Annotated in this window: 24 protein-coding genes; 13 read left to right on the top strand and 11 right to left on the bottom strand. The window is 68.4% G+C overall.

Annotated features, from left to right (window positions below):
• Positions 1-30: 30 nt before the first annotated feature.
• Genes K883_RS27445 through K883_RS05745 form a run of 4 tightly spaced genes read right to left on the bottom strand, consistent with a single transcriptional unit; the run spans position 31 to position 3,862 of the window.
• Positions 31-819, bottom strand: a complete 789-nt coding sequence (locus K883_RS27445; RefSeq protein WP_036453991.1) for a hypothetical protein — start codon at positions 817-819, stop codon at positions 31-33.
• Positions 816-3,266, bottom strand: coding sequence for a putative adhesin (locus K883_RS05755; RefSeq protein WP_014712435.1), 2,451 nt, complete (start codon positions 3,264-3,266; stop codon positions 816-818). The genes K883_RS27445 and K883_RS05755 overlap by 4 nt, the downstream gene beginning before the upstream one ends.
• Before the next feature lie 4 nt (positions 3,267-3,270).
• Entirely contained in the window at positions 3,271-3,561 is a 291-nt protein-coding gene (locus K883_RS05750) for a WXG100 family type VII secretion target (RefSeq protein WP_014712434.1), read from the bottom strand.
• Positions 3,554-3,862 carry a WXG100 family type VII secretion target gene (locus K883_RS05745; RefSeq protein ID WP_036453989.1) on the bottom strand — a complete coding sequence of 103 codons (309 nt, stop codon included), beginning with the start codon at positions 3,860-3,862 and terminating at the stop codon, positions 3,554-3,556. The genes K883_RS05750 and K883_RS05745 overlap by 8 nt, the downstream gene beginning before the upstream one ends.
• Positions 3,863-3,921: 59 nt before the next feature.
• Between K883_RS05745 and K883_RS05740 the strand changes: the two genes are divergently transcribed.
• From K883_RS05740 to K883_RS05710, 7 genes are all read left to right on the top strand, one after another.
• Positions 3,922-4,191, top strand: coding sequence for a glutaredoxin family protein (locus K883_RS05740; protein WP_014712432.1), 270 nt, complete (start codon positions 3,922-3,924; stop codon positions 4,189-4,191).
• 115 nt (positions 4,192-4,306) lie between these two features.
• Positions 4,307-5,677 (top strand): glutamyl-tRNA reductase, encoded by a 1,371-nt coding sequence (locus K883_RS05735; RefSeq protein ID WP_014712431.1) that lies wholly within the window; start codon positions 4,307-4,309, stop codon positions 5,675-5,677.
• Positions 5,678-5,690: 13 nt separating this feature from the next.
• On the top strand, positions 5,691-6,638 hold the full coding sequence (hemC, locus tag K883_RS05730; protein WP_014712430.1) for a hydroxymethylbilane synthase: 948 nt from the start codon (positions 5,691-5,693) through the stop codon (positions 6,636-6,638).
• A 23-nt stretch (positions 6,639-6,661) separates the two neighbouring features.
• Positions 6,662-8,320, top strand: a complete 1,659-nt coding sequence (locus K883_RS05725; RefSeq protein ID WP_014712429.1) for a bifunctional uroporphyrinogen-III C-methyltransferase/uroporphyrinogen-III synthase — start codon at positions 6,662-6,664, stop codon at positions 8,318-8,320.
• Positions 8,320-9,300, top strand: a complete 981-nt coding sequence (gene hemB / locus K883_RS05720; RefSeq protein WP_014712428.1) for a porphobilinogen synthase — start codon at positions 8,320-8,322, stop codon at positions 9,298-9,300. The genes K883_RS05725 and hemB overlap by 1 nt, the downstream gene beginning before the upstream one ends.
• A 55-nt stretch (positions 9,301-9,355) precedes the next feature.
• Entirely contained in the window at positions 9,356-9,886 is a 531-nt protein-coding gene (locus tag K883_RS05715; RefSeq protein WP_008261142.1) for a DUF3093 family protein, read from the top strand.
• Positions 9,883-10,143, top strand: coding sequence for a hypothetical protein (locus tag K883_RS05710; protein ID WP_008261140.1), 261 nt, complete (start codon positions 9,883-9,885; stop codon positions 10,141-10,143). Before K883_RS05715 ends, K883_RS05710 begins: the two co-directional genes overlap by 4 nt.
• Here the strand turns inward: K883_RS05710 and K883_RS05705 are convergent.
• Complete coding sequence (locus K883_RS05705) at positions 10,127-10,567, bottom strand: STAS domain-containing protein (RefSeq protein WP_014712427.1); 441 nt, start codon at positions 10,565-10,567, stop codon at positions 10,127-10,129. The genes K883_RS05710 and K883_RS05705 overlap by 17 nt on opposite strands.
• 356 nt (positions 10,568-10,923) lie before the next feature.
• Here K883_RS05705 and K883_RS05700 point away from each other — a divergent pair, with 356 nt between their 5' ends.
• Both K883_RS05700 and K883_RS05695 read left to right on the top strand, forming a co-directional pair.
• Positions 10,924-12,162 (top strand): acyltransferase family protein, encoded by a 1,239-nt coding sequence (locus K883_RS05700; RefSeq protein ID WP_014712426.1) that lies wholly within the window; start codon positions 10,924-10,926, stop codon positions 12,160-12,162.
• A 90-nt stretch (positions 12,163-12,252) separates the two neighbouring features.
• Positions 12,253-12,939 carry an Rv0518 family GDSL lipase gene (locus K883_RS05695; protein WP_036453986.1) on the top strand — a complete coding sequence of 229 codons (687 nt, stop codon included), beginning with the start codon at positions 12,253-12,255 and terminating at the stop codon, positions 12,937-12,939.
• Here the strand turns inward: K883_RS05695 and K883_RS05690 are convergent.
• The 3 genes from K883_RS05690 to K883_RS05680 all read right to left on the bottom strand — a co-directional run bounded on the left by K883_RS05690 (position 12,924) and on the right by K883_RS05680 (position 19,559).
• A complete protein-coding gene (locus tag K883_RS05690) occupies positions 12,924-16,244 on the bottom strand; it encodes a LuxR C-terminal-related transcriptional regulator (RefSeq protein ID WP_014712424.1) in 3,321 nt (1,106 codons plus the stop codon). The two genes, K883_RS05695 and K883_RS05690, sit on opposite strands and share 16 nt — an antisense overlap.
• A 278-nt stretch (positions 16,245-16,522) precedes the next feature.
• Positions 16,523-18,646 (bottom strand): acyltransferase family protein, encoded by a 2,124-nt coding sequence (locus tag K883_RS05685; protein WP_014385863.1) that lies wholly within the window; start codon positions 18,644-18,646, stop codon positions 16,523-16,525.
• A gap of 49 nt (positions 18,647-18,695) precedes the next feature.
• A complete protein-coding gene (locus K883_RS05680) occupies positions 18,696-19,559 on the bottom strand; it encodes an alpha/beta hydrolase (protein WP_179300164.1) in 864 nt (287 codons plus the stop codon).
• 346 nt (positions 19,560-19,905) lie between these two features.
• Between K883_RS05680 and K883_RS05675 the strand changes: the two genes are divergently transcribed.
• The 3 genes from K883_RS05675 (at position 19,906) to K883_RS05665 (ending at position 23,848) form a co-directional block, all read left to right on the top strand.
• Complete coding sequence (locus K883_RS05675; RefSeq protein ID WP_014942971.1) at positions 19,906-21,051, top strand: LLM class flavin-dependent oxidoreductase; 1,146 nt, start codon at positions 19,906-19,908, stop codon at positions 21,049-21,051.
• Positions 21,052-21,056: 5 nt separating this feature from the next.
• Positions 21,057-22,409, top strand: coding sequence for an MFS transporter (locus K883_RS05670; RefSeq protein ID WP_036453982.1), 1,353 nt, complete (start codon positions 21,057-21,059; stop codon positions 22,407-22,409).
• 80 nt (positions 22,410-22,489) lie between these two features.
• On the top strand, positions 22,490-23,848 hold the full coding sequence (locus K883_RS05665) for an amino acid permease (protein ID WP_036453980.1): 1,359 nt from the start codon (positions 22,490-22,492) through the stop codon (positions 23,846-23,848).
• 167 nt (positions 23,849-24,015) lie between these two features.
• Here the strand turns inward: K883_RS05665 and K883_RS05660 are convergent, their stop codons facing one another.
• From K883_RS05660 to K883_RS05650, 3 genes are read right to left on the bottom strand one after another with little or no spacing between them, the layout of a single operon-like run.
• Positions 24,016-24,933, bottom strand: a complete 918-nt coding sequence (locus K883_RS05660; RefSeq protein WP_008261107.1) for a ketopantoate reductase family protein — start codon at positions 24,931-24,933, stop codon at positions 24,016-24,018.
• Positions 24,930-26,111, bottom strand: a complete 1,182-nt coding sequence (locus tag K883_RS05655) for an enolase C-terminal domain-like protein (RefSeq protein ID WP_008261105.1) — start codon at positions 26,109-26,111, stop codon at positions 24,930-24,932. Before K883_RS05655 ends, K883_RS05660 begins: the two co-directional genes overlap by 4 nt.
• A gap of 11 nt (positions 26,112-26,122) precedes the next feature.
• A complete protein-coding gene (locus tag K883_RS05650; RefSeq protein ID WP_008261103.1) occupies positions 26,123-26,518 on the bottom strand; it encodes a nitroreductase family deazaflavin-dependent oxidoreductase in 396 nt (131 codons plus the stop codon).
• Positions 26,519-26,591: 73 nt separating this feature from the next.
• Here K883_RS05650 and K883_RS05645 point away from each other — a divergent pair, with 73 nt between their 5' ends.
• Positions 26,592-26,933, top strand: coding sequence for a hypothetical protein (locus K883_RS05645; RefSeq protein WP_008261101.1), 342 nt, complete (start codon positions 26,592-26,594; stop codon positions 26,931-26,933).
• Positions 26,934-26,964 lie beyond the last annotated feature (31 nt).

The raw sequence follows: 26,964 nt of genomic DNA, 5'->3' as shown, positions 1-26,964 counted from the left end.
GTTATGTGGACGCGTCTGCTGCAAAGACGTTTATGATTCGTCTGTTCCGTTGGCGGTCAGTGATTCACGATCGAAGATCACCCAGTCATCGGCGTTGTTGACGATCTGGACCCCGTCGAGCTCGGTGGTGGTTCTGAGCATATCCTTGAGCGCCTCCCACTTCATGCCCCCGTATCTGATCCCTGGACGTGTTCGCGTCGTGTATGCGCGTATTACCCGTGGCATGTGCTGGACGGCAAACGTTTTCATAATCGGTTGGCCGTCTTCGCTTTGCGCTTTCGCTAGCTCAATGAATAGCTCGCGTCCTCGCAGGACAGACCCGATCGACGGCGAAAGTTTTTCTGGCGGCGTGTGAAGAGCGCGTGTTATCAGATCTTCGACCGCATTCTCGTTATCCGGCGGACGGTCAGTGAGTTTATTCACGTGAGTTTCTCTAGATCGCAGAACATCGAGGACTTCGGTTATTTGTTGTTTATTAATTCCCACCCACTGCGACGTACGATTGCAGACGATCACCCAGTCTAGGTCCGGCATGTCGAGCGCTGCGGCAAGCGCATCTTCGAAAGCACCTCCGGCGAAGGTGTTGGGCAGGTCTGGGTGGTCTTCCGATGTATATAGCATCATGGCATTTGTACCGTCGGGCAATCGGAGCAACGGGGTGGCGTTCAGTTGCTTTCCCTCGTGCTCAACAGTCGTTCGAGGGAAAAACAATTCGATACCACGAAGTGCCAAAAAAAGACGTCGATCTGCCTGCGGCGACTTTTGTTGAGCAGCGAAATCAATCAGTTCATCGATTCCAGCGTTGTGGGGTGCCGTCAATGTTTATGCCTTTCGTATGGCGTGAACTTGTCATTGAATTTATCATATATTCCGTGCACGTGATACACCTTGCCAGTCGGCGAAGTTGGGTCAAATGTGCATACTGCTAAATCGACGGGGCCCATGTTTTCGTGGATGAGATTACTGATGAGGGTAGGGCTCGTCACAGTTTGTGGTGCTCCCAAAATGTTTAACCCGTCCGGCGGATGTATTGTGTAGTTTGGAATAAGCTCACCGGCTTTAAAAGTCTTGGAATAAACGCCGGAGGTGTCTCCGCCGGTCTCGATGAGATTGCCCAATGAGTCAGTGATGGTCGAGCCGTGTTCCGCAAAAGTCGTAATACTTGAGCCTTTCGGCACAGTAAAGAAACCGCTGTCGGGATCATAACTTCCATGTCCGCTTATTGTGTGCCTCTCGCCTTGCGGCATCTCGTCATGCGGAATCCCGTGACCGGGAAGTTCCCCCGGTTGATGCTGGCCTTGGTCGGGCGGTTGGTCACCGCTGTATGGCGGCTCCTTTGAAGTTTCATTGGGGCCGGAGCCCGACGGGCGCGCCCCGTCACCAGGAAGGTCAGCCCCGTTCCCATCGCCGGGCGGGTGTGAACCGCCGCCAGGCGGCTCGGGCGGATGGGCAGGGGGTTCTCCGCCATGAGGCACCTCGCCGAGGCCGGGAGGTGCTTCGGCAGGGAGGCCGCCCGCTGGGATAGAGGGAAGCGACGGCGGCTCCGGCATCGATGGCATCGAAGGAGCCGAGGCCGCCGGCATCGAAGCTGCGGGCGCCGAAGCGGCGGGCGCGGCCGCTGCCGGCTCCGCGGGTGGTAGCCGCGTAGGCGCAGCCTCGTGCGACTGCGGATGTGGTGGCGTGCCTTCCGCGGGCGCCGATACCGGCGGCTTTCCCCCCGATTCCGGCGGGACCCCAAGCGTTTTCGGTTCGGCGCTGTGCGGTGTCCCGCCAACCGGCGGCTTGGATTCCGTCGGGCTGTGCGGCAGGGGGCCGTCGGCGGGGCCCAGTGCCGGTTTGCCCGAAGGAGCCGGCGCGGGACGACCCGGCTCCGGCGGCTTGACCTCCGGCGGTTTGACCTCCGGCGGCTTGATCGACGGAGGCTGAGGAATCTCAGGCGGCTTCTTCAAACCCTTCAGCACATCGGCCGCCCGGCTTCCCGCTTTGCCCACCTTGGAGAGTGGTCCGCCAGGCAAGGCCAAGGTCAATCCATCAAAAAGGGTCTTGCCGAGCGCTTCGGCGGGGTTGGACCCCCACTCGTCCCAGTGAGTGACGTCCTTACCGAGCGCCTTCCACGAGTCGGCGACGCCGGGCCCTCCGTCGGGGCCCAAGCCGACGAGCGGCGCGGCCCCGGAGACCATGCCGTATACGTCTTTGGCGTAGCCGATCGGATCGGTCTGGAGCCGGTTCGGGCTGAACTTCGCGAGCTGCTCAAGGAAGTCGTAGCCCTCGACGCCGACGCCTTTCAGGGTCTGGCCCACTTGATTGAGGGCCCTGCCGACCGGCGTCCCGTGCAGAAAGTGGTCCCACTCTTTATCCGCCCAGTGGGCCATATCCTTCGCGGCGGTTTCGGCCGCCGACATCGTGGCCTCGATCTGGCCGCCCAGCGTTTCGGCTTCCCGCGCAAAGTTATTGACGACGGTCCGGATGTCGTCGGCGATCCTCTTGATCTCGTCTTCGTCTTCATCGGTCAGGAGGTCCCACACCTCTTTGATCCCAGTCATCGGGTCGCAGATGCGGGACAACAAATCCAGGATCGCCGCGTGCACCTTGTCGATCTGGGCCGCGTAACTGTTGAGTTGCGCGGCAATCGTTTGGCATTGCTGCGCAACGCTGGCCGTGGCTCCGGACGCATCGGCCAACGCTTTGTTGATGGCCGCGGCCTCGGGAATCTGCTGCCCGGCAATGGCGGCCATGCTCCCGCCACCGGCCGCGATCTCGGTCGTCATGAAGTTGACGCCCGCCGTCGTCCATGCCGCCGCAGCGGCACGCAACTTCGCCGAATCGCCAGTGGGCCAGATCATTCCGATGTACGGCGCAACCCAGCTCCAGCCCGCCGGGGCACTGCTACCGGCGCCCACCGCCGACGGCGGATGCGACGGCGCGCTCAATGGCGCGGTCACCGGCGGCGTCGGCAAGCCTTCGGCGCGGCCCGTCACATCCGACATCGCCTCGGCGTGCGCATAGTTGTGTGCCGACATCCGCACGCCGTCGCCGATGCTGCAGAGTCCGTTGCGGGTACTGGTCATCGCCTCGATGACCTTTGCCGCTGCGCCGTTGTACGTGCGGCCCAGCGCCGCACCGACGGGATCGTCACCGGCCATGCCCACGCTGCCGGCGAGCGCCGTGGTCAGGCCCGAGATCACCGATCCCAGCGACTCGCCGGTGGACAGTACCGTGGCGCCGGCGCGATCTAGGGCAGTCGGGTCACACGCCAGCGGCGCCATGTATTCACGACCACATACCGAGATTCGTCGACATCGCGCCGGTGTAGTTGCCGTGCGCTGTCGTGGCCACCTTCTCCAGTTGCGCCAGCGCCTCGCGCATCATCGCCTCGCCGCGCACCCAGTGCTGATGCGCCTCGGCATGGGCCGCCGCGGCCTCTCCCGTCCACGTCCCATGCAAACGCGTTACGCGAGAATCGATTTCGGCAACCATATCTTCGGCGTAGCGCTGAAACGCCGCCATCCGCTGCACCGCGTCGGCTAACGCCTGCGGATCAACCCGAAACGCCTCAGCCATCGCGCACCGCCCGCTCGGCCTGGGCGCAGGCGGACTCGTTGCTCTCATACGCGCCCCCAGCCTGGCCCACCAGGCGCGCCAGGATCGACAACCCGATCTCGACCTCGCGGGCGCCCTTGTGCCACAGCTCCCATGCCGAGGCATAGGCCCCCCCGGCCGCGCCCTGCCAACCACCCAGCATCTGGCCCACCTGATCGTCGAGCTGGGACAGCTGGGCCGAAAGATGCTCGGCCGCACCGCTCAGCGAGACGGCGGCGCCCTGCATCACCACCGGATCGACCCGCACCGTGTTGTCGGCCATAGCCGGAACATAACTCCTGGTAGACGCCCCCACAAGTCGCTGATGACACACTGATTCCCATGACCCGAGCGACCGGCCGCCCGCAGGTGGAGTTGTTGACCCGCGACGGGTGCACCATCTGCGAGCGCATCCACGCCCGGCTGGTCGTTTTGGCCGGTGAGCTGGGCTTCGATCTGTCGACGACCGACGTCGACGCCGCGGCCGCGGACGGCGACCCCGCGCTGCGCGCCGAGTTCGGTGACCGGCTGCCGGTGGTCCTGCTCGACGGGCGCGAACACAGTTACTGGGAGCTCGACGAGCCCCGGCTGCGCGCGGATCTCGCCCGCTGACGAGGCGGCCGGGTGGCCGCGGGGCAATTATTTGGTAGCCCAGCTGATAAACGTTTACCGTGGACAGCAGTTCAGTTACTGGGAGATGCAAGGGAGCTGGCCAGGTGATGCTGCCGTGAGCGTCTTGCTCTTCGGGGTTTCGCACCGCAGTGCGCCGGTCTCCGTCCTGGAACAACTCAGCATCGACGAGTCCGATCAAGGCAAGATCGTCGACCGGGTGCTGCAGTCGCCGCTGGTGACCGAGGCGATGGTGCTGTCGACATGCAACCGGGTCGAGGTCTATGCGGTGGTGGATGCGTTCCACGGCGGGCTCGCGGTGATCGGACAGGTGCTCTCGGAGCATTCCGGGATGTCGATGACCGACCTCACCAAATACGCCTACGTCCGGTACAGCGAGGCCGCCGTCGAGCATCTGTTCGCGGTAGCCAGCGGCCTGGATTCGGCGGTGATCGGAGAGCAGCAGGTGCTCGGTCAGGTGCGCCGCGCGTACGCCACCGCCGAGACCAATCGCACCGTCGGCCGCGTCCTGCACGAGCTGGCCCAACGCGCGCTCTCGGTCGGCAAGCGGGTGCATTCCGAGACCGCCATCGACGCCGCCGGCGCCTCCGTGGTGTCGGTTGCCCTGAACATGGCCGAACGCCGGCTGGGCGGTCTGTCGGGCCGGACCGCCGTGCTGGTCGGCGCCGGGGCGATGGGCGCCCTGGCCGCGGCGCATCTGTCTCGCGCCGGTATCACCCAGGTCCACGTACTCAACCGGTCGCTGTCCCGGGCGCAGCGCCTGGTCCGCAAGATCCGCGAAACCGGTGTGCGGGCCGACGCGCTGCCATTGGAGCGGCTGACCGACGTCCTGGCGGGTGCCGACGTGGTGGTCAGCTGTACCGGGGCGGTGAGCCCGGTGGTCTCGCTGGCCGACGTGCACCACGCGCTCGCGGCCGCGAACCGGGACGAAGCTACGGACCCGCTGGTGATCTGCGACCTGGGCATGCCGCGCGACGTCGACCCGGCGGTGGCCGGTCTGCCCGGTGTGTGGGTCGTCGACGTGGACCGCGTGCAGCACGAGCCCTCGGCCCACGCCGCGGCGGCCGACGTCGACGCGGCCCGCACCATCGTGGCCACCGAAGTTGCCGCCTACCTGGCCGGCCAGCGGATGGCCGAGGTCACCCCGACGGTGACGGCGCTGCGCCAGCGCGCCGCCGATGTGGTCGAAGCCGAGCTGCTGCGCCTGGACAACCGGCTCCCCGGGCTCGCCAGCGCGCAGCGCGAAGAGGTCGCCCGCACTGTGCGGCGGGTGGTGGACAAGCTGCTGCACGCCCCCACGGTGCGCATCAAGCAGCTCGCCAGCGCCCCCGGCGGCGACAGCTACGCCGAGGCGTTGCGCGAGCTTTTCGAACTCGACCAGACCGCCGTCGACGCCGTGGCCGCGGGCGAATTGCCAGTCATCGCAAACGGTTTCGACGCGGGCCCCCCGCAGCAACCTGCCGAGTAGCCGATTGGCGAACGTGATCCGGATAGGCACGCGGGGCAGCCTGCTGGCCACCACCCAGGCCGGCGTCGTCAGAGACGCCCTCATCGCGCTGGGTCACCCGGCGGAGCTGGTGACCATCACCACGGCCGGGGACCGGTCGTCGGGCCCCATCGAATCCTTGGGGGTGGGTGTCTTCACCACCGCGCTGCGCGAGGCCATGGAAGAGGGCCGCGTGGACGCCGCGGTGCACTCCCACAAGGACCTGCCGACGGCCGACGACCCGAGGTTTGCTGTGGCCGCCATACCCGTGCGCAACGACCCGCGTGACGCGGTGGTAGCCCGGGACGGACTGGTGCTGGGGGAGTTGCCACCGGGTTCGCTGGTGGGTACCTCCTCGCCGCGGAGGGCCGCGCAGCTTAGAGCATTGGGTCTCGGTTTGGAAATCCGCCCCCTACGAGGCAACCTAGATACCAGGTTGAACAGGGTAAGCAGTGGTGATCTTGACGCGATCGTGGTGGCCCGGGCGGGTCTGGCCCGACTCGGTCGCCTCGATGACGTCACCGAGACGCTAGAGCCGGTGCAGATGTTGCCAGCACCGGCTCAGGGCGCGCTCGCCGTCGAATGCCGTGCCGATGACACCCGGTTGGCGGCGGTGCTGGCGGAGCTGGACGACGCGGACACGCGCGCGTCGGTCACCGCGGAGCGAACTCTGTTGGCCGAACTGGAGGCCGGCTGCTCCGCACCGGTGGGCGCGATCGCTGAAGTGGTCGAGTCCATCGATGAGGAAGGCCGGATCTTCGAAGAGCTGTCGCTGCGTGGCTGCGTGGCGGCGCTGGACGGGTCCGACGTGATCCGCGCGTCCGGCATCGGCACTCCCGGTCGAGCACGAGAGCTTGGGCTTTCGGTCGCCGCGGAGCTGTTCGAACTTGGCGCCCGGGAGCTGATGCGCGGAGCGCGGCAAGACCCGACGCGAGGAAATTAAATGCGAGTTACGTGGGAGCGACAATGACGACGCGAGGGCGTAAGCCGACACCCGGCCGCATCACGTACGTGGGCTCCGGCCCCGGTGACCCGGGACTGTTGACGACCCGGGCCGCGGCGGTGCTGACGAACGCCGCTCTGGTGTTCACCGACCCTGACGTGCCCGAGCCGGTGCTGGCGCTGATCGGCAAAGACCTGCCGCCGGTTTCCGGCCCGGCCCCGGCCGACCCGGCCGCCTCCAGCGGCGACGGCGCCGACCAGGGCCAGACGCAGCCCGCGGTGATCTCCGGTGGCCCCGACATCCGCCCGGCGCTGGGTGACCCCGCCGAGGTGGCCAAGACCCTGACCCACGAGGCGCGGACGGGCGTCGACGTGGTCCGCCTGGTGGCCGGTGACCCGCTGACGGTCGACGCCGTCATCACCGAGGTCAACGCCATCGCGCGGAGCCACCTGCACATCGAGATCGTGCCGGGGCTGGCGCCCACCAACGCCGTCCCGACGTACGCGGGGCTGCCGCTGGGCTCCTCCCACACGGTGGCCGACGTGCGCGACCCCAATGTGGATTGGGAGGCTTTGGCCGCGGCGCCGGGGCCGCTGATCCTGCAGGCCACGTCGTCGCATCTGGCCGACGCGGCGCGCACCCTGATCGAACACGAGCTCGCCGAGAACACGCCGTGCGTGGTGACCGCGCAGGGCACCACCTGCCAGCAGCGTTCCATCGAGACGACGCTGCACGGCCTGACCGACTCGGCCGTGCTGGGTGGAACCGACCCGGCGGGCCCCCTGACCGGTCCGCTGGTGGTGACCATCGGCAAGACGGTGTCGAGCCGGGCGAAGCTGAACTGGTGGGAGAGCCGCGCCCTGTACGGCTGGACCGTGCTGGTGCCCCGCACCAAGGACCAGGCCGGCGAAATGAGCGAGCGGCTGACGTCCTACGGCGCGCTGCCGATCGAGGTGCCGACCATCGCCGTCGAGCCGCCACGCAGCCCCGCGCAGATGGAACGGGCCGTCAAGGGATTGGTCGACGGCCGCTTCCAGTGGGTGGTGTTCACCTCCACCAACGCGGTGCGTGCGGTGTGGGAGAAGTTCGGCGAGTTCGGGCTGGACGCGCGCGCGTTCTCCGGAGTGAAGATCGCATGCGTGGGCGAGTCGACCGCCGACCGGGTCCGGGCGTTCGGGATCAGCCCCGAGCTAGTGCCGGCCGGTGAGCAGTCCTCGCTGGGTCTGCTCGACGACTTCCCGCCCTACGACAGCGTTTTCGATCCGGTGAACCGGGTCTTGCTGCCGCGGGCCGACATCGCCACCGAGACGCTGGCCGAGGGCCTGCGCGAACGTGGTTGGGAGATCGAGGATGTCACCGCCTACCGGACGGTGCGGGCCGCGCCGCCGCCGGCGGAGACGCGGGAAATGATCAAGACCGGCGGGTTCGACGCGGTGTGCTTCACGTCCAGCTCGACGGTGCGCAACCTGGTCGGTATCGCCGGCAAGCCGCACGCGCGGACGATCATCGCCTGCATCGGCCCCAAGACCGCCGAGACCGCCGCCGAGTTCGGTCTGCGGGTCGATGTCCAGCCCGAGACCGCCGCGGTTGGTCCGCTGGTCGACGCTTTGGCCGAACACGCCGCGCGGTTGCGCGCCGAGGGCGCGCTGCCACCGCCGCGCAAAAAGAGCCGCAGGCGCTAGTGTCCTACCCGCGGCAGCGTCCGCGTCGGCTCCGCTCAACCCCGGCGTTGCGCCGATTGGTCGCGCAAACGTCGCTGGAGCCAAGGCATTTGGTGCTGCCGATGTTCGTCGCCGACGGCATCGACGAACCCCGGCCGATCGCCTCGATGCCGGGGGTGGTCCAACACACCCGCGATTCGTTGCGCGGCGCCGCCGCCAGCGCCGTCGCCGCCGGGGTGGGCGGGCTGATGCTGTTCGGTGTGCCGCGTGATGAGGACAAGGACGCGGTGGGGTCGGCCGGCACCGATCCCGACGGCATCCTCAACGTCGCCCTGCGCGACCTGGCCAAGGACCTCGGCGAGGCCACCGTGCTGATGGCCGACACCTGCCTGGACGAGTTCACCGATCACGGCCACTGCGGCGTCCTCGACGACCGCGGTCGGGTCGACAACGACGCGACCGTGGCCCGATATGTGAAACTCGCTGTGGCGCAAGCGGAATCGGGCGCGCACGTGGTAGGTCCGAGCGGGATGATGGACGGTCAGGTGGGCGCGATTCGCGACGGGCTGGACGCGGCCGGCCATACCGACGTGGCGATCCTCGCCTACGCCGCCAAGTTCGCATCGGCGTTCTACAGCCCGTTCCGCGAAGCGGTCAGTTCCAGCCTCTCCGGCGACCGGCGCACCTATCAGCAGGAGGCGGGCAATTCCCGCGAGGCGCTCCGCGAGATCCAGCTCGATCTGGACGAGGGCGCCGACATCGTGATGGTGAAGCCGGCGATGGGTTATCTGGACGTTGTGTCGGCGGCGGCCTCGATTTCGCCGGTGCCGGTGGCCGCCTATCAGGTGTCGGGGGAGTACGCGATGATTTGCGCTGCGGCCGCGAACAATTGGATCGACGAGCGCGCGGCGGCGCTGGAATCATTGACGAGCATCCGGCGCGCCGGAGCCGATATCGTTCTCACCTATTGGGCCGCGGATGCGGCAGGGTGGCTTTCGTGAGACGGGGCTTGCGTTGACATCAGAGACGACCAGAAGCGATACCCAACCGAAGCCGTTGTTCTACGAACCCGGCGCCACCTGGTGGTGGGTGGCGTGCGGCCCGGCCTCGGCGGCGGCCATGGTCCTGATCGAAATCTGGAGCGGTGCCAAGGTGTCGCTCGTGGTCCCCGCGATCTTCTTCGTCCTGGTGTCGGCGTTCGTGGGGTTGCAGGTGAAGGCGGCGCGGATCCACGTCTCGGTCGAGCTGACCGAAGACGCCCTGCGCCAAGGCACCGAGACCATCTTGGTCCGCGAGATCGTCAGGGTTTATCCCGAGCCCGAGAACCACGAAGCCTCCGGCAAGGAGCTGGCGCGCTGGCAGTCGGCGCGGGCGCTCGGCGAGTTGGTCGGGGTGCCGCGCGGACGGATCGGCATCGGCCTCAAGCTCACCAACGGCCGCACCGCCCAGGCGTGGGCGCGCCGTCATCGCCAGCTGCGGGCGGCCCTGACTCCGCTGGTCCAAGAGCGGGTGGAGCCCACCGGCACCGACGTCATCGACGGCGATCCGGACGACCCCGCCGGCGATCAGGCCGGGCCCGCGCAATGATCGCCAGCTACCGAGCGCTGGTCGAGCTCGCCGTGGCGGTCGCCGCCCTCGCGGGCTCGGGATATAGCTGGACGCGCTCGCATCACACGGTGGCCGTCGCGCCCATCGCGGAGGGGCAGCCCTTTACGACGTCGGTGGTCTATGACCCGCAGCTGTTGCTTCTGACACTCGTGCTGTTGACGAGCGCCGGCGTGCTGGTGGTCGTCGGCGCGGCCAGGCTGCGGCGTGCCCGCTCCGGCGCTACGACGTCTTCCTGACCAGCGGCAACGCCATCGTGCGGCGGACCCTGATGGCGTCGGCCCGGTCGCGCAGTGCCTCCTGAACGGAGCGCATCAGCGGGAAATTGGCGTCATGATCGGTGTCCTCGAGCACCGCGATGACCGCCGAGCTGGCCACCAGCGTCCAATCCACACCGGCGGCCCGACAATCGGCATCGAACGCATACAAGAGCGAAATACCGGCCTCAGCAAATTGACCGACATCGGCGACATCGAGCACCACAGGGTTTTCCCCGAGCGTGAAACGCCGAATGTGGCGACTGACGCGGTCGACATTGGCGTCGTCGATTTCGCCGCGGATATGCACCACTGTCGCCAAGTGGCGGTAGTGCGCCCGCACCTGAGCGCCATCGCACTCAAAGACGCAGTTGTCGTGGCGACTCCCGGTGCCTGCGATCGTCATGAGGACCCCTCACTCTCCGTGTCGCTCGCGCTGGCCTTGGGGCGCGCCTCCCCGCTCACCAAAGCTGCCTTAAACGCTAGGCCGCAAGCCTAAGGACACCGGTAGCCGCGCCTAACGCTTTGCTAAGAAGCAAAATGCGATTTCGCGGCGAGCAAACCTCCATAATCGACGTCGCGCATTCCGGGCGGCCCTGAAGGCCGTGTGCCACACCACAACCGTCCCCGCATGTCGGCGATTGCGCTGCTAGGCTGCCATGGCTGCCGGTTGCTAGTCGGGGGGGCTTGCGAAATGGCGAGATCGCCCGCTCAGCCGATAGCAGGAGAACGGAACGGCAGGATCCAGACGGGAAGAGCAGCGTGCGGGGCGGAGAGATCCGGGGCGAAATCAAGGCCCTGACGGGACTCCGTATTGTCGCCGCGCTCTGGGTGGTGCTGTTTCACTTCCGGCCGATGCTCGGGGATGCGTCGCCCGATTTCCGCGACGCGCTGGCCCCCGTCCTCAACTGTGGCGCCCAGGGCGTCGACCTCTTTTTCATCCTCAGCGGCTTCGTGCTGACGTACAACTACCTCGACCGGATGGGACGGTCCTGGTCGACCCGTGCCACCCTGCACTTCCTGTGGCTGCGGCTGGCCCGGGTATGGCCGGTGTACCTGGTCACGTTGCACCTCGCCGCCCTGTGGGTGATCTTCACCCTGCACGTGGGCCACGTGCCGTCGCCGGACGCCGCCTCGCTCACCGCGGTCAGCTACGTGCGGCAGATCCTGTTGGTGCAGTTGTGGTTTGTGCCGTTCTTCGACGACTCGAGCTGGGATGGGCCGGCCTGGTCGATCAGCGCCGAATGGCTGGCGTACGTGCTTTTCGCCCTGCTGGTGTTGGTGTTGTTGCGGATGAAGCAGGCGACGCGGGCGCGCAGCCTCATGGTGCTGGCATTCGCGGCGTCGTTGCCGCCGGTGGTGATGCTGCTGGCCAGCGGGCACTTCTACACGCCGTGGAGCTGGCTGCCGCGGATCGTCACGCAGTTCACCGCTGGCGCGCTGGCCTGTGCCGCCGTGCGCAGATTGCGGCTGACCGACCGCGGCCGCCGCGTCGCGGGGTACATCTCGCTGCTTCTGTTGGCCGCGATGGTGGGCGTCCTGTATTGGTTTGGCGCACACCCGATATCCGGGGTGGTGGAAAACGACAGCGGCGGCGTCGTCGACGTGTTGTTCGTTCCGCTGGTGATCTCGCTGGCCGTCGGCTTGGGGAGCCTGCCGAGGATGTTGTCGACGCGGGTGATGGTGTACGGCGGTCAGATCTCGTTCTGCCTGTACATGGTTCACGAGCTGGTGCACACGTCCTGGGGTTGGGCCGTGGAACAATTCGAGCTCGCAACGCAGGACAATCCGTGGAAATGGAACGTCATCGGTCTGCTCGCGATTGCCGTGGTCCTTTCGATCGTGTTGTATCACGCCGTCGAAGAGCCCGCCCGCCGCTGGATGCGCAAGATGGTCGACGTCCGGGCCGTGAACGCGAGGAGTGATCCTGGCGAGTCGACGAACGGCAAGCCCCATCCGATCGACCGTCCGCTGGAAGCGATTTCGGTCCGCGCGGTGTGATGGCTGCTTTTGCGCCCGGCCGCGAGTCACGGGCAATATTCGATGAGAACACGGCGGCACCCGACCATGCCGTTGACAGTGGAGGTATGAGTGAGTCGTCTGGCCACCTTTCTCATTGGGTTGAGTTTTCTGGGGGGCGTGGGCATCGCATACCCACCGCAGGTGCGCACCTACGCGACGCTGACGCTGGACTTCCGGCTGAATCACCTGGCAGTCATCGGCGATTCGTACACCACCGGTACCGATGAGGGCGGCCTGGGCGCGCGGTCGTGGCCGTCGCGCGCGTGGCAGGCGCTCGGTGCGCGGGGCTCGCGGGTTTCGGCCGATGTGGCGGCCGAGGGCCGCGCCGGTTACGCCGCGCCCGGCGACCACGGCAGCACCTTCGAGGACCTGACCGCCAGGGCCGTCCACCCCGATGACGCGCTGGTGGTGTTCTTCGGCTCCCGCAACGACCAGGGTATCGATCCCCTGCTGCTGACCGAAAAGACCCACGCCGCTTTGGATCTGGCGCGCCGGTTTGCGCCGGCCGCGCGCTTGCTGGTGATCGGTCCGCCGTGGCCGACCGCCGACGTTCCGCCAGCGATGTTCCTGATTCGCGACGTCCTGGGCGGCGCGGCGGGGGCCGCCGGGGCGACGTTCATCGACCCGATCGCCGAGCACTGGTTCGTCGGCAGGCCCGACCTGATCGGCCCCGACGGCGTGCACCCGAACGACGCGGGGCACCAGTACATGGCGGACAAGATCGCGCCGCTGATCCGTACTCAGCTGTCGACGTGACGGGCCGCCTCCTGCGCGAGTTGCACCCGCGACGACACGGCGAGTTTGGCGTAGACGTGTGTCAGGTGGGTCTGCACGGTGCGTGGTGAGACGAACAGGCGCGTCGCAATGTCCTTGTTGGGCAACCCTTCGCTGACGAGCCGAACGACATCGCGCTCGGTCGGCGTGAGTGACTCCCATCCGCTGGCCGGCCGGCCGCGCGCGCCGCGACCCCGCTGCGCGTACGCGATGGCCTCGGGGGTGGACAGCGCCATGCCTTCGGACCAGGCGGATTCAAAGTTTGTTTGCCCCAATGCTTTACGTATGGCCGCCAGTGAAGCAGCGTAATCCGCATCAAAGACCCTGAAGCGAACCTCGGCGTGGCGCTGCCGCACGGCTTCGGCCGCCCCGAGAAGCCGCGCGGCGTGCTCGGGGTTGGTGGCGGCGGCCAGCGCGGCGAGGCATTCGAGCGTGTCCGGGAGGTGCAGGTATCCGCCGGTGCGCTCGGCGACTTCGAGGGCGTCGTGCAGGTCGCGGTCGGCCTGCTGCGGCTCGCCCTGCGCGACGGCGACCCGGGCGCGCGCGATCAGCGCCATCAGCCGATGCCAGCCCGGAACGGTCTGGACCGTGTCGTCGGCCCAACGACGGGCAGCGACGAGATCACCACAGCCCATGGCCGCCTCGGCCATCGGCAGCGTGCTTCGGGTCAACAGCTCCTTCAGCGGGTAGGTGTGCCGCAAGGCGGCGTCGCAGGCCTGTTTGGCGGCGACGGCATCGTCTCTGGCCAGCGCGGCATTGGCCAGGGATACGTAGGCCGAATCCTCGTGGAATCCACCCAAGGCGGCTCCGACTTCCAGGGCGGCTTCGGCCGCCGTGCTCGCCGCCGCGGGGTCGGTGAACGCGAGCACCTGCGCCAATACGATCAGGCCGAACGTTTCCATCGGTCGGTCCCCGGCGGCCCGCGCCTCCTCGACCAGCGAACGGGCCACAGAGAGCGCCTCGGCCAGCTTGCCCTGTGTTGCCAGCGCAGTCCCAAGGAACGTCCGGCTGTACCGGGACATGAAGCTGTCACCGAGTTCGTCGGCGAGGTCTCGTCCCTCCTCGCCGGCCGCCTGCGCAGCGATGGGGTCTCCGGCGACGCCCTCGGCGAAACTCTGATAGGCGCGCAGGTGACAAAGCGCCGCAGCATCTTTCGACGCGCGAGCCAGTTGTACGCCGTCGGCGAGATACGGTTCCGCCAACTCGGGGTTGCCGATGGCCAGCATGCCGCAGGTCATTAGGCAGTGCGCGACGAGCGTCCGGTCGCCGACTTCGCGGGCGGCGGCCAACGCCTCTTCCGCCCGCTGCAGGCTGGCCGGGACGGAGAACCAGACCGCCAGCAATCCGGCGTCGGCAACGGCGCGTATCCAGGTCTCGGGAGCGACGTCGTCGTCGCGGTACCGCTCGTCGGTGAAGACGGCCTCGAACCCCGCGACGCCCTCCCGAAACCGCCCGCGCGTCACCCACAGTCGCTGCAACGCTGAAACCAATTGCAGCGCAGGGCCGAACTCACCGGCGTCACAACTCCACGCGTGCGCCGCCCGCAGGTTGTCCATCTCGAGCTCGCCCCACGGGACCAACGGCGTCCCGTCGCCGCGGGTCTGCGATTCCAGCGTCGCGGCGGCCGCGGTGTAGTGGTCGCGGTGACGGGTCCGCACCGCCTCGGCCTCGCCCGATTCGGCAAGCTTTTCCAGTCCGTACTGGCGGACGGTCTCCAATAGGCGGTATCGCATCATCGTGTCGACTTCCTCGGTGACGATCAGCGATTTGTCGACGAGCAGTCCGAGCTGATCGACGAGCTGAAAGTGCTCCACGTCCGCGTCGGCGCCCACCGCGTGGGCGGCATCGAGATCGAAGCCGCCCATGAACACGGCCAGGCGGCGAAACAGGATGCGTTCGGGCTCGGTGAGCATGGCGTGCGACCAGTCGATGGAGGCGCGCAGCGTCTGTTGACGGCGGACCGCGGTGCGCGCGCCTCCGGCGAGCAGGCGGAAGTTGTGGTGGAGACCATCGACGATCTGGGTCAGCGACAGCGTGCGGGTGCGCGCGGCGGCGAGCTCGATCGCCAGCGGCATGCCGTCCAGGCGCCGGCAGATCTCAACGATCGCGGCCGAATTGTCCTCGGACAGACGGAAATCCGGCCGTGTACGGCGGGCCCGGTCGATAAACAACTCGACGGCCTCGCCATCCACCGACAGCGACGGCACGCGCCAGGTGAGCTCTCCGGCGATGCCGATCGGCTCCCGGCTGGTCGCCAGCACGGTGACATCCGGGCCCGCGTCGAGCAGGGCCACGGCCAGCGCCGCGCTGGCGTCCAGCAGGTGCTCGCAATTGTCCAGGATCAGCAGCATCTTTCGATTGCGGACGAACCTCGACAGCGTTTCCATGGTGGAGCGGCCCGGCTGGTCGGGAAGACCCAGAGTGCGCGCCACGGTGACGGGCACGACGAGGGGGTTGGTCACCGGGGCGAGATCGACAAACCAAGCCCCGCAGGCGGACTCCCCGGCTATCACATCGGCGACCTGCACCGCCAACCGCGTCTTTCCCACCCCACCCGCGCCGGTCAGGGTCACCAACCTGTTGTCGCGCAGGGCCTGCCCGATGTCACTGATCTGGGTGCCGCGCCCGACGAAGCTGGTCAACTGGCTCGGAAGACGGGAACTGGCACCGTCATTCGCCACGCGCAACGGCGGGAAGTCGTTGCGCAGACCGGGATGGTTGAGTTGGACGACCCGTTCCGGCCGCGGCAGATCCCGTAGCGGGTGCTCACCCAGCTCGGTCAGCCACGCGTCGGTCGGCAGCCGGTCGATCACCAACGGCTCGGTCGCGCCGGACAGCACGGTCTGCCCGCCGTGGGCGAGGTCACGCAACCGCGCGGTCCGATTGATGGTGGGCCCGGCGTAGTTGCCGGCGTCGCGCAATTGAATCTCCCCGGTGTGCAGGCCGATGCGGATGCGGATCGGCGGCTGCACGGTTAGCTGCAGCTTCAGTGCGCACGCGACGGCGTCGCTGGCGCGCGCGAACGCGGCCACGAAGCTGTCGCCCTCGCCCTGTTCGACGGGCCGCACGCCGCCGTAGTGGGCGACCAGATCGTTCACGGTGTGGTTGAGCTGCTCGAGCGCGGTTGTCATGGTCTCGGACTGGGTTTCCCACAACCGCGTGGAGCCTTCGACGTCGGCGAGCAGCAACGTCACGGTTCCAGTGGGCAGCTCGCTCACGATCTGCTCGCTCCAGTTCAGCAGCGGCATGTCGGCCGGCGGATCAATGCTGATCATGTTAGCCAGCATGCGGGCGCCAGGGGTGTAAAAACATCAGCGCAAACGCGTAGAACCAGACATACGCCATGCGGATTTACTCGCAAGGTTCCTTTGCTACGGGCCGCCTAGTCCTCCGCGTGGCGCTCGTAGTCCCACCGCTCCAGGCGATCTTGCAGGTGGAGCAGGCCGACTCCGGCGAAGGGCGCGGCGACCGCGATGCAGACCAGCAGCAGTGGAGACATGAGCTAAACCCTCCAAAAACCCTTCACTGATCTGACGTTCGTCCGCCGCGAGAAGTTCATCGCCGTTCACCCGTCCGCCACGGCGCGGTCCACCAGCACACCCATCACCGGCGCCAGCAGCCGCGCGTACTGCGTCGTCACATGGTTGTCGTCGCGGAACACCAGGGTGTTGCCGACGATCAGCGGGCAGCGGTCGGGGGCGCAGAACAGGTCGGTCAGGTCCGCGTAATGCCCGCCGTTGCCGACGGTCGCGGCGCGCTCGGCGGCGATCCCATCGTCGTTGACGGCCGCGGAACGCGTTGGCGCACAAGCGGTTGCGTCGTCGAGGTGGGCGGACAGGCAGGTCGGGGCGGGCGAGTGCGGATCGGCGGCGGGCCCCAGCACCAGGACGGTGGCGCCGGTGGCGCGCAATTGCGCCACGGTGCGTCCCAGGGTGTCGATCCACGCCGGATCGTAGGAGGTGAAGCCGAAGTCCCCGCCGTAACGCCGGCTCATGTCCAGCACGACCAGGCGCGGGTGTTCGGCGTTCATCCGGCCCATGATGTCGGCGCGCCACTGCTCGCATTCGGTGTACTCGCGGCCCAGATACGGGCTCACGATGTGCAGGTCCTGCAGCGGGCATGTCACCTTGGCCAGGGTCTCCAGCCGCCAGTGCCGCTGCTCGGCGAGCTGCTCGAACGCCGGGTTCCACATGGCGGCGTGCGAGTCGCCGATCAGGGCCACGGTGGTCGGCGAGGCGGTATCGCCGGTCGCGCATTCGCTTTGGCCGACGTCGCGCCAGGACCGCACGCAGCCGTTGACGAACACGGCGGCCTTGTCGGCCGGCGCCTTGTCCAGCGGGGGGTCGAGGTTCGACGGGACGGCGCGCAGGCCGGCCGCCCCCGCGAGCACGACGCGCGCCTGGTCGAAGGCCTGACGGACCGCCGCTTCCTGCGGGCTGACGGCGGCGACGCCGGCCGGGGGCGCCGCGACGATATTGGCCCGCGGCGCCGCGACGCCGTGGCCCACCGGCGCGGGGATCACGTTCAGCAGCAGCATGCATGCACACGCCGTGGCGGCGCTGGCCCCGCCCGCCACGGCCAGGCTGACCTTCGCCGAGCGGCGCAGGGCCGCGGCGAAGCGGCCCGGGTTTTCCACCAGATGCAGCGTGATGACGGCCAGCCCGGCGGACACGGCCGTCGCGCTCAGACGGGCCGGCAGCCCGGCGGGCTCGCCGAGCAGCGCCGGCATCAGCAGCAGCACCGGCCAGTGCCACAGGTACCAGGAGTAGGAGATGCGGCCGATGGCGCGCATCGCCGGGCGGCACAGCAGCCGGCCGGGCCCGAGCCCGCCGGTGACGGCTCCGCCGCCGACGATCAGCGCGGTGCCCAGCACGGGCAGCAGCGCCTCGACGCCGGGGTAGGGGGTGTGGGCGCCCAGCTGGGTGCAGGTCAGCAGGATCAACACCAGGCCGCCCCACCCGGCGATCGACGCGGTCAGCAGCGACAGGCGGCGCCACTGCTGGAGCGACAGGGCCACCAGGCCGCCGGCCGCCAGTTCCCAGGCCCGGCTCGGCAGCGAGAAGAACGCCCACGACGGCGACGTCCGGGTCCACAGCGCTCCCGCCGTCAACGACGCGACGGCGACCACCGCGAGGACCGCCGCGTACGGCGCCGCCCGCTTAGCGGCGCCGCGCAGGAGCGGGACGCGCTGGACCAACCACGCGATGGCGATGATCAGCACCGGCCACACGAGGTAGAACTGCTCCTCGACGCCCAGCGACCAGTAGTGCTGGAACGGCGACGGCGCGTCGGTGGTCAGGTAGTCGGTGCCGCGCAGGGCGAACCGATAGTTACCGACGTACAGCGCGCTGGCAATGCCGTCGAGGAACACGCTGCGGGCCTGTAGCGGCGGCAGCACCGCGGCGGCGGCGATGGCGGTGACGGTGCCGACGATGGCCGCGGCCGGCAGCAGCCGCCGGGCTCGCGCGCCGTAAAAGCGGCCCAGCGCAACGGTATTCGTGGCGGCCGCCTCCCGGAAGAGCAGCCCGGTGATGAGGAAGCCGGAGATGACGAAGAAGACGTCCACCCCGATGTAGCCGCCGCTGACCCCGGGGATGCCGGCGTGGTAGAGCACGACGGCGATCACCGCGACGGCGCGCAGCCCCTCGATGTCGGGCCGGAATCCCCTTCGGGTAATCCGCCGCTCCACGCGGTGTGGGCTGCCGGCGACTGATTCCTCCCGAAGTGTCATCGTTGGCTCAGGTCGCCATCCAGGCGAGTTCGCCGGGTAGTTGGCTGCGCCAGTAGGCGACGTCGTGACCGCCGAGCGAGAAGCTGCCCGCCGGCGGCGTCTTCAACTGGTAGACGAATTGCTTTGTGGCGAAATAGAAGCGGTCGAAGTTGCCGCAATCCACGCGCAGCGGAATGGAATTCAGCGCCGGCACACCCATCACGCTGTTCTGCACGAAGTCCTCGTTGCTGTCGAACGCGCCCGGGGCGCTCGTCGCGTACGACGTGTACAGGGCCGGGCTGATGGCGCAGATTCCGGCGGTCCGGGACGGGCCCAACTTGGCGCCCAAACGAAGCGCCCCGTATCCGCCCATCGACCACCCCATGAAGCCGACCCGGGACGTGTCGAAACCCATCGTGGACAGCATGGGCAGCAGCTCGTCGAGCACCATCGCGCCCGAGTCCTCGCCGGAAGTCCTTTTGTGCCAGTAGGTGTTGCCCCCGTCGACGCCGACGACCGCGAACGGCGGCTTGCCCTCCTTGGCCAGCCGGGCCAGCCCGTCGGGCACGCCCATGTCGATCATCTGGTTGGCGTCGCCGTCCACACCGTGCAGCGCGATCACCGGACGCAGCATCTTGCTCTGGCCGGGCGGCATGGCGATCACGTAGTTGGTCTTGATGCCCCCACGGGCCGCCGACACGAACGACCCGGTCAGCCTGTTCGGCAGGGCGCTGCCCGCCGTCGGCGGCTCGAACGGGGCGGGAGCTTGCGGCAGCGTCGCGGCCTGCGACGTCTCCGCGGCCAGCAGCGAGCTGAACGCGTACACGCCGGCGGCTCCGAGGCTGGCACCGGCGCCCATCCGGAGCACCGCCCGGCGTGTGAGGTCAGGCATGATCGCAATGATGCCGCCCGTAGCGGGGATTACCCGCCGAGCCACGCCGTATTGGAAGCATTGTGTGATCTGGCGTGACCTTTCGGTCACGATGCGGTGATCTTTACGGGCGACACGGACGGCCCGGCGGGAGGGGGCCTCCGCGACGGGTTGCGGCGTCGGCTCACATCGTAGCGGTGGCGACGAGTCTTGCCACCACCGGAAACATTGCGATCGTATTGCCTTCTGGCGCAGCGGCAGACCCCCGCGCCGGGAATGCAATCTCGAAGGTTTCAACCCTCGCCCGACGGCTGCGGATTGCGAAGGATGGAGCTTTCTGTGCACAGGGGCGAAAGAGGATTGTGACGTGAGTCTCGCGTTTCATTGGTTTCTGCCGACCTACGGCGATTCGCGGAATCTGGTCGCGGGCGGGCACGGCACGCCGATGTCCGGCGACCGGCCCGCCACGCTGCGGTACCTGCACCAGATCTGTACGGCCGCCGAAGACAACGGATTCGAGGCGGTTCTCACCCCCACCGGATTGTGGTGTGAGGACGCGTGGTTGACGACGGCGATGCTGGTCGAATCGACCGCGACCCTGAAATTTCTGGTGGCTTTTCGGCCCGGGCTGCTCAGTCCCACCCTGGCGGCCCAGATGGCCGGGACCTTCCAGCGGCACTCGGCCGGACGCCTGCTGCTCAACGTCGTCACCGGTGGCGAACCGCACGAGCAGCGCGCCTACGGGGACTTCCTGGACAAGCAGGCGCGCTACGCCCGCACCGCCGAGTTCTTGCACGTGGTGCGGCAGCTGTGGACCTCGAGGGAGCCGGTGACCTTCTCCGGCGAGCACATCCGGGTCGAAGGCGCGCAACTGAACAACCCGCCCGATCCGATACCGGCGGTGTTCTTCGGCGGGTCGTCGGCGGCCGCGGGGCCGGTGGCGGCCAAGCACTCCGACGTGTATCTCACCTGGGGCGAGCCGCTGACCGCGGTCGCCAAGAAGTTGGACTGGGTCCGTGGGCTGGCCGTTGACGCCGGACGAATCCTGCGGTACGGCTTGCGGATTCACGTGATCAGCCGTGACACGTCCGCGCAGGCATGGGCGGAGGCCGACCGGTTGCTGGCCGCCATCGACCCCGCCGACATCGCACGGGTTCAGGACAGCCTGGCACGCAGCGAATCCGAGGGCCAGCGCCGGATGCGGGAGCTGCACGGCGGCGACAGCAGCAAGTTGCTGATCGCGCCGAACCTGTGGGCCGGTGTGGGCCTGGTGCGTGGGGGAGCGGGCACCGCACTGGTCGGGTCGCACGCCGAGGTCGCCGAACGGCTGGCCGAATACGCCAATTTGGGGATCACCCAGTTCATCTTGTCGGGATATCCGCATCTGGAGGAGGCCTACTGGTTCGGCGAGGGCGTGCTGCCGATTCTGGAGCGGATGGGCCTGTGGCGTCACCCCAACCGCCAGTCGCATCCGGCCGCGGCGACGCCCTTCGCGGTCGCGTCGGCGCACTAAGGGCCATGGCCGCCACGTTGCCCGCATCGGCACCCGCCGCCGGGCTGGCCGATGCGTATCCGGTCGCCGAGCGATCCGACCAGCGGCGTCGGCGGTTGCGCATCGTCGTCGCGGCGAGCCTGTTGGGGACCACGGTCGAGTGGTACGACTTCTTCCTGTACGCCACCGCGGCCGGACTGGTCTTCAACAAGGTGTTCTTTCCGAATGAAAGTTCCTTGGTGGGGACACTATTGGCATTCGCCACCTTCGCCGTCGGGTTCGTCATGCGGCCCATCGGGGGCGTGGTGTTCGGTCACATCGGTGACCGGATCGGTCGCAAGCGCAGCCTGGCCTTGACGATGCTCATCATGGGCGGCGCGACGGCATTGATCGGGCTGTTGCCGACCGCTACGCAGATCGGGGCGTGGGCACCGGTACTGCTGCTGGTGTTGCGCGTGCTGCAGGGTTTCGCGCTCGGCGGCGAGTGGGGCGGCGCGGTGCTGTTGGCCGTCGAACACAGCCCCGACGACCGGCGCGGCCGCTATGGTGCCGTCCCACAAGTCGGGCTGGCGCTCGGACTGGCCATGGGTACGGGCATATTCGCGTTCTTGCAGATTGTGTTGGGGCCGAACCGATTCCTCGCGTACGGCTGGCGCATCGGGTTCCTGCTGAGCCTGCTGTTGGTGGTGATCGGCATCGTGGTGCGGTTGCGGGTCGACGAGACTCCCGCGTTCCGGGAGCTGCAAGACCTGCAGGCCGCGTCCACCGTGCCGCTGCGGGACATCGTTCGCGAGCCCCGCTCGCGGCGCAACACGCTGCTCGGGTTGCTGTCGCGCTGGGCGGAAGGCTCGGCCTTCAACACCTGGGGCGTGTTCGCGATCAGTTACGCGACGGGAGCGTTGGGGCTGAACCGGGTGTCGGTCCTGGTGGCCGTGACCATCGCCGCGTTGTTGATGGCTGTGCTGCTGCCGATTTCGGGACGATTGACCGAGCGCTTCGGTGCGCGACGGGTGTACCTGGTGGGCATCGCCTGCTACGGCCTGACGGCCTTCCCCGCCTTCGCCCTGTTCGGCACCAAGAAGCTGCTGTGGTTCGGCCTGGCGATGATCATCGTCTTCGGCGTCGTGCACGCGCTGTTCTACGGGGCACAGGGCACGCTGTATTCCGCCCTGTATCCCACGAGCACCCGCTACACCGGGCTGTCGTTCGCCTACCAGGTCTCGGGGATCTACGCCTCCGGGGTCACCCCGATGATATTGACCGCGCTGATCGCCGCCCGCCGCGGTGCGCCGTGGCTAGCCTGCGGGTATTTGGTTGCGACAGCGGTCATTAGCGTGGTCGCCACGGCGCTGATCCGCGAGCGCGACCTGTATCTTTAGGGGCGCGGACCTGGTGTCGCGGCGCTCGATGTGCTGTGGTTGATAACCAACACCGGGATGCGCGCAGGGGGTGGCTGGTCATGGCTGGCACTTCGCAACTGCGCCAAGGCCTGTCGCAGCGCCAACTCAGCATGATCGCGCTCGGCGGCGTGATCGGTGCCGGCCTGTTCGTCGGATCCGGCGTGGTGATCAAGGACACCGGGCCGGCCGCATTCCTCACCTACGCCCTGTGCGGCCTGCTCGTCGTCCTGGTCATGCGGATGCTGGGCGAGATGGCGGCCGCGAACCCGTCGACGGGTTCGTTCGCCGACTACGCGGCCCGCGCCCTGGGCCGATGGGCGGGGTTTTCGGTCGCCTGGCTGTATTGGTACTTCTGGGTGATCGTGGTGGGCTTCGAGGCGGTCGCCGGCGGTAAAGTCCTCACCTACTGGTTGCACGCGCCGCTTTGGGCGCTGTCGCTGGGTTTGATGGTGTTGATGACCGCGACCAACCTCTTCTCCGTGACGTCGTTCGGGGAGTTCGAATTCTGGTTCGCCGGAATCAAAGTCGCGAGCATCGCGATCTTCCTCGCCGTCGGCTCGACGTACGTCCTGGGCCTGGTGCCGGGCCATCCCGGGGGCCTGGCCAACCTGCACGCACACGGCGGGTTCTTTCCTCACGGTGTGGGCGCGGTGTTCGCCGCGATCGTGGTGGTGATCTTCTCGATGGTGGGCGCCGAGATCGTCACCGTCGCCGCGGCGGAAAGCCGCGACCCCGAGCTCGCAGTCCAAAGGGCGACCAGGTCGGTCGTGGTGCGCATCGGCATCTTCTTCGTCGGTTCGGTCTTCCTGCTCGTCGCGATCCTGCCGTGGGACGCGGTGCAACTCGGCGGCTCGCCGTACGTGGCCGCGCTCAAGCACATGGGGTTGCCCGGAGCGGATCAGGTGATGAACGCGGTCGTGCTCACCGCGGTGCTGTCGTGTTTGAACTCCGGGCTGTACACGGCGTCGCGCATGCTGTTCGTCCTCGCCGATCGGGGGGAGGCGCCGAAGCGGTTGGTCCGGCTGAGCGGCCGCGGCGTCCCCTATCTCGCGATCCTGTGTTCGTCGGCCGTCGGATTCGGGTGTGTCATCATGGCGCGGGTCGCGCCCCACACGGTATTCTTGTTCCTGCTCAACTCATCTGGCGCGGTCATCCTGTTCGTCTACTGGCTGATCGCGCTGTCGCAGATCGTCCTGCGCCGCCGCACACCCGCGGACAAGCTGACGGTGAAGATGTGGTTCTTCCCGGTGCTGTCCATCCTCACCCTGGCCGGGATCACCGCGGTGCTGGTGCAGATGGCGTTCGATCAGCGGGCGCGCAGTCAGCTGTGGCTCGGCCTGCTGTCCTGGGCGGTGGTGATCGGGCTCTACGTCGTCGCCCGGCGGCGCGGACGCGTCGGCGTGGCTCCCGGCGACTGAGCACACACCGGCGCGCGGTCCCTCAGCCCGCGTGCGCTGTTCGACGCGCTCGGTCAGGCGCTGCTCGCGGCCCGAGTCGGTGACGGTGTCGGTCATCGGCGGCTTCCTCTCATCGCGGCGCGTGCCGGTGCCGTATACCCGTCCTGGCCCGTTCTAGCGGAGCCCGGTCAGCCCCACTGCCGTTCGATCGCTTTGATCAAGGCGGTCAGCGTCGCGTTCACCGGCGCCGCGACGCCGACCCGTGCGCCCTGGCGCGGCACCGCGCCGTTGATGACGTCGATCTCGCTGACGCGGCGGGCCTCGTGGTCCAGCAGCGCCGACGGTTTGGCGTCGGGCATCTGCGCGCCGAAGTCGCGCGCGTGGGCGACAGGGTCGGTGACGGCCACCGCGATGCCGGACGCGCGGGCGACGGTCCACGCCTCGGTGGCGGCGGCCCGGCTGACCGGAGCCATCTCCGGATCGTCCATCACCTGGCCGACGGTCATGCCGGTCAGCGCGCACGGCGCGCTGTAGGCGGCGTTGCAGATGAGCTTCTCCCACTGCATGGCGGCGATGTCGGTGACCGCGGCGGCGTCGAATCCGGCGTCGGTCCAGGCCCGCGCGATCGTTTCGACCGTCGCATGCGGCAGCGACGAGTGGGCGCCGAAGCGCATCGCCCGCATGGCGTTGTGATGCACATGGCCGGGGGCCACCCGCGACGCCCCGAACCCGCTGGCGATGCCGACGGCGACGCGCTCGGCGCCGACGATGCCGGCGACCGTCTCCGCCGATCCCAAACCGTTCTGGATGGTCAGCACCGGTGTGGCCGGCCCCAGCATCGGAAGGGCTTGGCGCGCACCGACTGTCACGTCGGCCGCCTTGATCGCCAGCACGATCAGATCCATCGGCTCGTCCGGCGCGGTGGTGCTGGCCCGCAGCGGCACCACCCGGTCGTAGCCCGGGCCGGTGACCCGCAGGCCGTCGCGGCTGATCCGTTCGACGCTGGGCTCGTGGCGGTCGATGGCCAGCACGTCGTTACCCGCGGTCGCCAGCCGGGCGGCGTAAATGGAACCCATTGCCCCGCAACCGATTACCGCGATCTTCATCCGCACCCTCCGGTCAGCTCCGCGATCAGTTCGGCCAGGCCGGCCTTCTCCTCGAGGCCGAACCCGGCTGCGTCCGTTGGCGCGATCCGGCCGCCCGAGACCACGCAGGCATCGGAATAGCCGCCGAACGGCGCGAACACTCCCGGGTAAGCCTCACACCCGCCCAAGCCGAGCCCGGCGGCGACGTGCAGGTTGATCAGGTGCCCGCCGTGCGGAAACGCGAACCGGCGATCGAAACCATGAGCCTCCAGGACGTCGAGCATCCGCATGTACTCGCCCAGCCCGTAGCTCAGCCCCGGATCCATTTGGAAGACATCACGATTCGGCCGCATGCCCCCGTAGCGAACCAGGTTTGTGACGTCCGGCACCGAGAACAGGTTTTCGCCGGTGGCCACCGCGCCGTCGTAGCGGTCCGTCACCGCGCGGTGCAGCGCGTAATCGAGGGGATCACCCGGCTCCTCGTACCAGCGCAGGCCGTAGGGGGCCAGCGCGTCCGCCCAGCGGGTGGCCTGTGCGCGGACGAAGCGGCCGTTCGCGTCGACCGCGACCCGTCCCGCGTCGCCGACGGCGTCGACGACGGCCTCGATCCGCGTCAGGTCCTCGCCCAGCGCGGCGCCGCCGATCTTCATCTTGACCGCGTCATAGCCGAGGTCGAGGTACCCGCGCATTTCGCGGCGCAGCCTCTCGACGCCGCCCTCGGCGTAGTAGTAGCCGCCGGCGGCATACACCGGCACCGCCGGCGCGGGATCCCGCCCGGCGTGGCGGGCGATCGTCACGCACGCGGGCTCGTCGCGCAGCTTGGCGTTGAGGTCCCAGCACGCCAGTTCCAGCGCTCCCGCTGCGGCCGCCCGGTCCCCATGACCGCCGGGTTTCTCGTCGGCCAGCGCGCGCGCCACGACCGCGGCCGGATCGAGGAACCCGGACGCATCCAGCAGCGTGTCGGGGGAGGCGGCCATTACCCGCGGGATCATCCGGTCGCGCAGGATCCCGCTCTGCGCAAACCGCCCGATCGAGTTGAACGCCACGCCCGCCACGGGCCGCCCGCCCCGGATCACGTCGGCGATCACCGCGACCAATGAGACGGTGTGACCGGAGAAGTTGACCACCGCGTTGGCGGGCCCGCCGCGTCGACCGCCCTCGAGGCCGACCGCCCGCTCGACGATCGCCGCGATCCGCATCACCCGCGCGTTCAGGACGTCAGGGTGAGCAATACCGCCTGCTCGAACGGCAGCCTGGCGAAAACCCGTCGCACGCCGCGGGACACGTGCGCCGCCGCCTCGGCCTTGGAGACCACGCGCGGATCGGCGACACCCACGGTTTTGCCCCGGGTGCGTAGGCGCCCGCCGCCCGCCGCGGTCAGGTTCTTCAGCCAATCCCGGTCGGGGCCATACGTCAGCAGGATCGCCACCCCGGGTTTGCCGTCGACCTCGGTGCGAAACACGTTCACTGGTGTGCGGTACGGCTTGCCCGAGCGCCGCCCCACGTGCTCCAGGATCCCGAAGGACGGGAGCCAACCGGCCCACATCCGCTGGATCGGGTTGGTGACGTGACGGTTGAACCGGGCAAGTCCTTGGGGGAGTTGCATCCTCCCATCCAACTCGCAGGCCCCGGGCCAGGACAACCCGATCTTTGTGGGGCCACGGGTCTAATGTCGTCTCATGGGGCAGGCGGCAGGTAACGAGGCCGCCCGGCGCGCGGAGGAGCTGGTGCGCCGGGGGGAGGAACTCGCCGCGGGCAAGGCCGTCACCGTGGACGACGCGCGCCGCGCCGCCGAGCGCGCCGAGGCGTCGCACGAGCGCGACGAGGAGGCTCACCGCCGCGGAGTGCAGCGCCACTACGACGCCGCCGTCGCGCACGAGCGGGCCGCCGAAGTCCATGAGCGCGCGGTCGCCCAGCGCCTCGGCGATGTCGCCGCGCACCAGCGCGCGGCGGAAAAGGAACGCGACGCCGCGCGCCACGACTATCAAAAGGCGCAGGAAGCCGAACGGCAAGGGGCCTGACCGGCCGACCGGCCTGCCCTGCTACACCCTG

This window comes from Mycobacterium sp. TKK-01-0059 (assembly GCF_000709305.1).
GTDB classification, from domain to species: domain Bacteria; phylum Actinomycetota; class Actinomycetes; order Mycobacteriales; family Mycobacteriaceae; genus Mycobacterium; species Mycobacterium intracellulare.
This window is presented reverse-complemented; position numbering and strand designations above follow the sequence as displayed.

What these genes read in the sequence shown, in the direction of transcription:
- K883_RS05755 (WP_014712435.1), bottom strand. Translation starts at nt 3,266, where the DNA reads ATGGCGCCGCTGGCGTGTGACCCGACTGCCCTAGATCGCGCCGGCGCC.
- K883_RS05650 (WP_008261103.1), bottom strand. Translation starts at nt 26,518, where the DNA reads ATGCAACTCCCCCAAGGACTTGCCCGGTTCAACCGTCACGTCACCAAC.
- K883_RS05660 (WP_008261107.1), bottom strand. Translation starts at nt 24,933, where the DNA reads ATGAAGATCGCGGTAATCGGTTGCGGGGCAATGGGTTCCATTTACGCC.
- K883_RS05655 (WP_008261105.1), bottom strand. Translation starts at nt 26,111, where the DNA reads ATGCGGATCGCGGCGATCGTCGAGCGGGCGGTCGGCCTCGAGGGCGGT.
- K883_RS05725 (WP_014712429.1), top strand. Translation starts at nt 6,662, where the DNA reads ATGACGACGCGAGGGCGTAAGCCGACACCCGGCCGCATCACGTACGTG.
- K883_RS05705 (WP_014712427.1), bottom strand. Translation starts at nt 10,567, where the DNA reads ATGACGATCGCAGGCACCGGGAGTCGCCACGACAACTGCGTCTTTGAG.
- K883_RS05645 (WP_008261101.1), top strand. Translation starts at nt 26,592, where the DNA reads ATGGGGCAGGCGGCAGGTAACGAGGCCGCCCGGCGCGCGGAGGAGCTG.
- K883_RS05750 (WP_014712434.1), bottom strand. Translation starts at nt 3,561, where the DNA reads ATGGCTGAGGCGTTTCGGGTTGATCCGCAGGCGTTAGCCGACGCGGTG.
- K883_RS05665 (WP_036453980.1), top strand. Translation starts at nt 22,490, where the DNA reads ATGGCTGGCACTTCGCAACTGCGCCAAGGCCTGTCGCAGCGCCAACTC.
- K883_RS05710 (WP_008261140.1), top strand. Translation starts at nt 9,883, where the DNA reads ATGATCGCCAGCTACCGAGCGCTGGTCGAGCTCGCCGTGGCGGTCGCC.
- K883_RS05680 (WP_179300164.1), bottom strand. Translation starts at nt 19,559, where the DNA reads ATGCCTGACCTCACACGCCGGGCGGTGCTCCGGATGGGCGCCGGTGCC.
- K883_RS05670 (WP_036453982.1), top strand. Translation starts at nt 21,057, where the DNA reads ATGGCCGCCACGTTGCCCGCATCGGCACCCGCCGCCGGGCTGGCCGAT.
- K883_RS05690 (WP_014712424.1), bottom strand. Translation starts at nt 16,244, where the DNA reads ATGCTGGCTAACATGATCAGCATTGATCCGCCGGCCGACATGCCGCTG.
- K883_RS05745 (WP_036453989.1), bottom strand. Translation starts at nt 3,862, where the DNA reads ATGGCCGACAACACGGTGCGGGTCGATCCGGTGGTGATGCAGGGCGCC.
- K883_RS05740 (WP_014712432.1), top strand. Translation starts at nt 3,922, where the DNA reads ATGACCCGAGCGACCGGCCGCCCGCAGGTGGAGTTGTTGACCCGCGAC.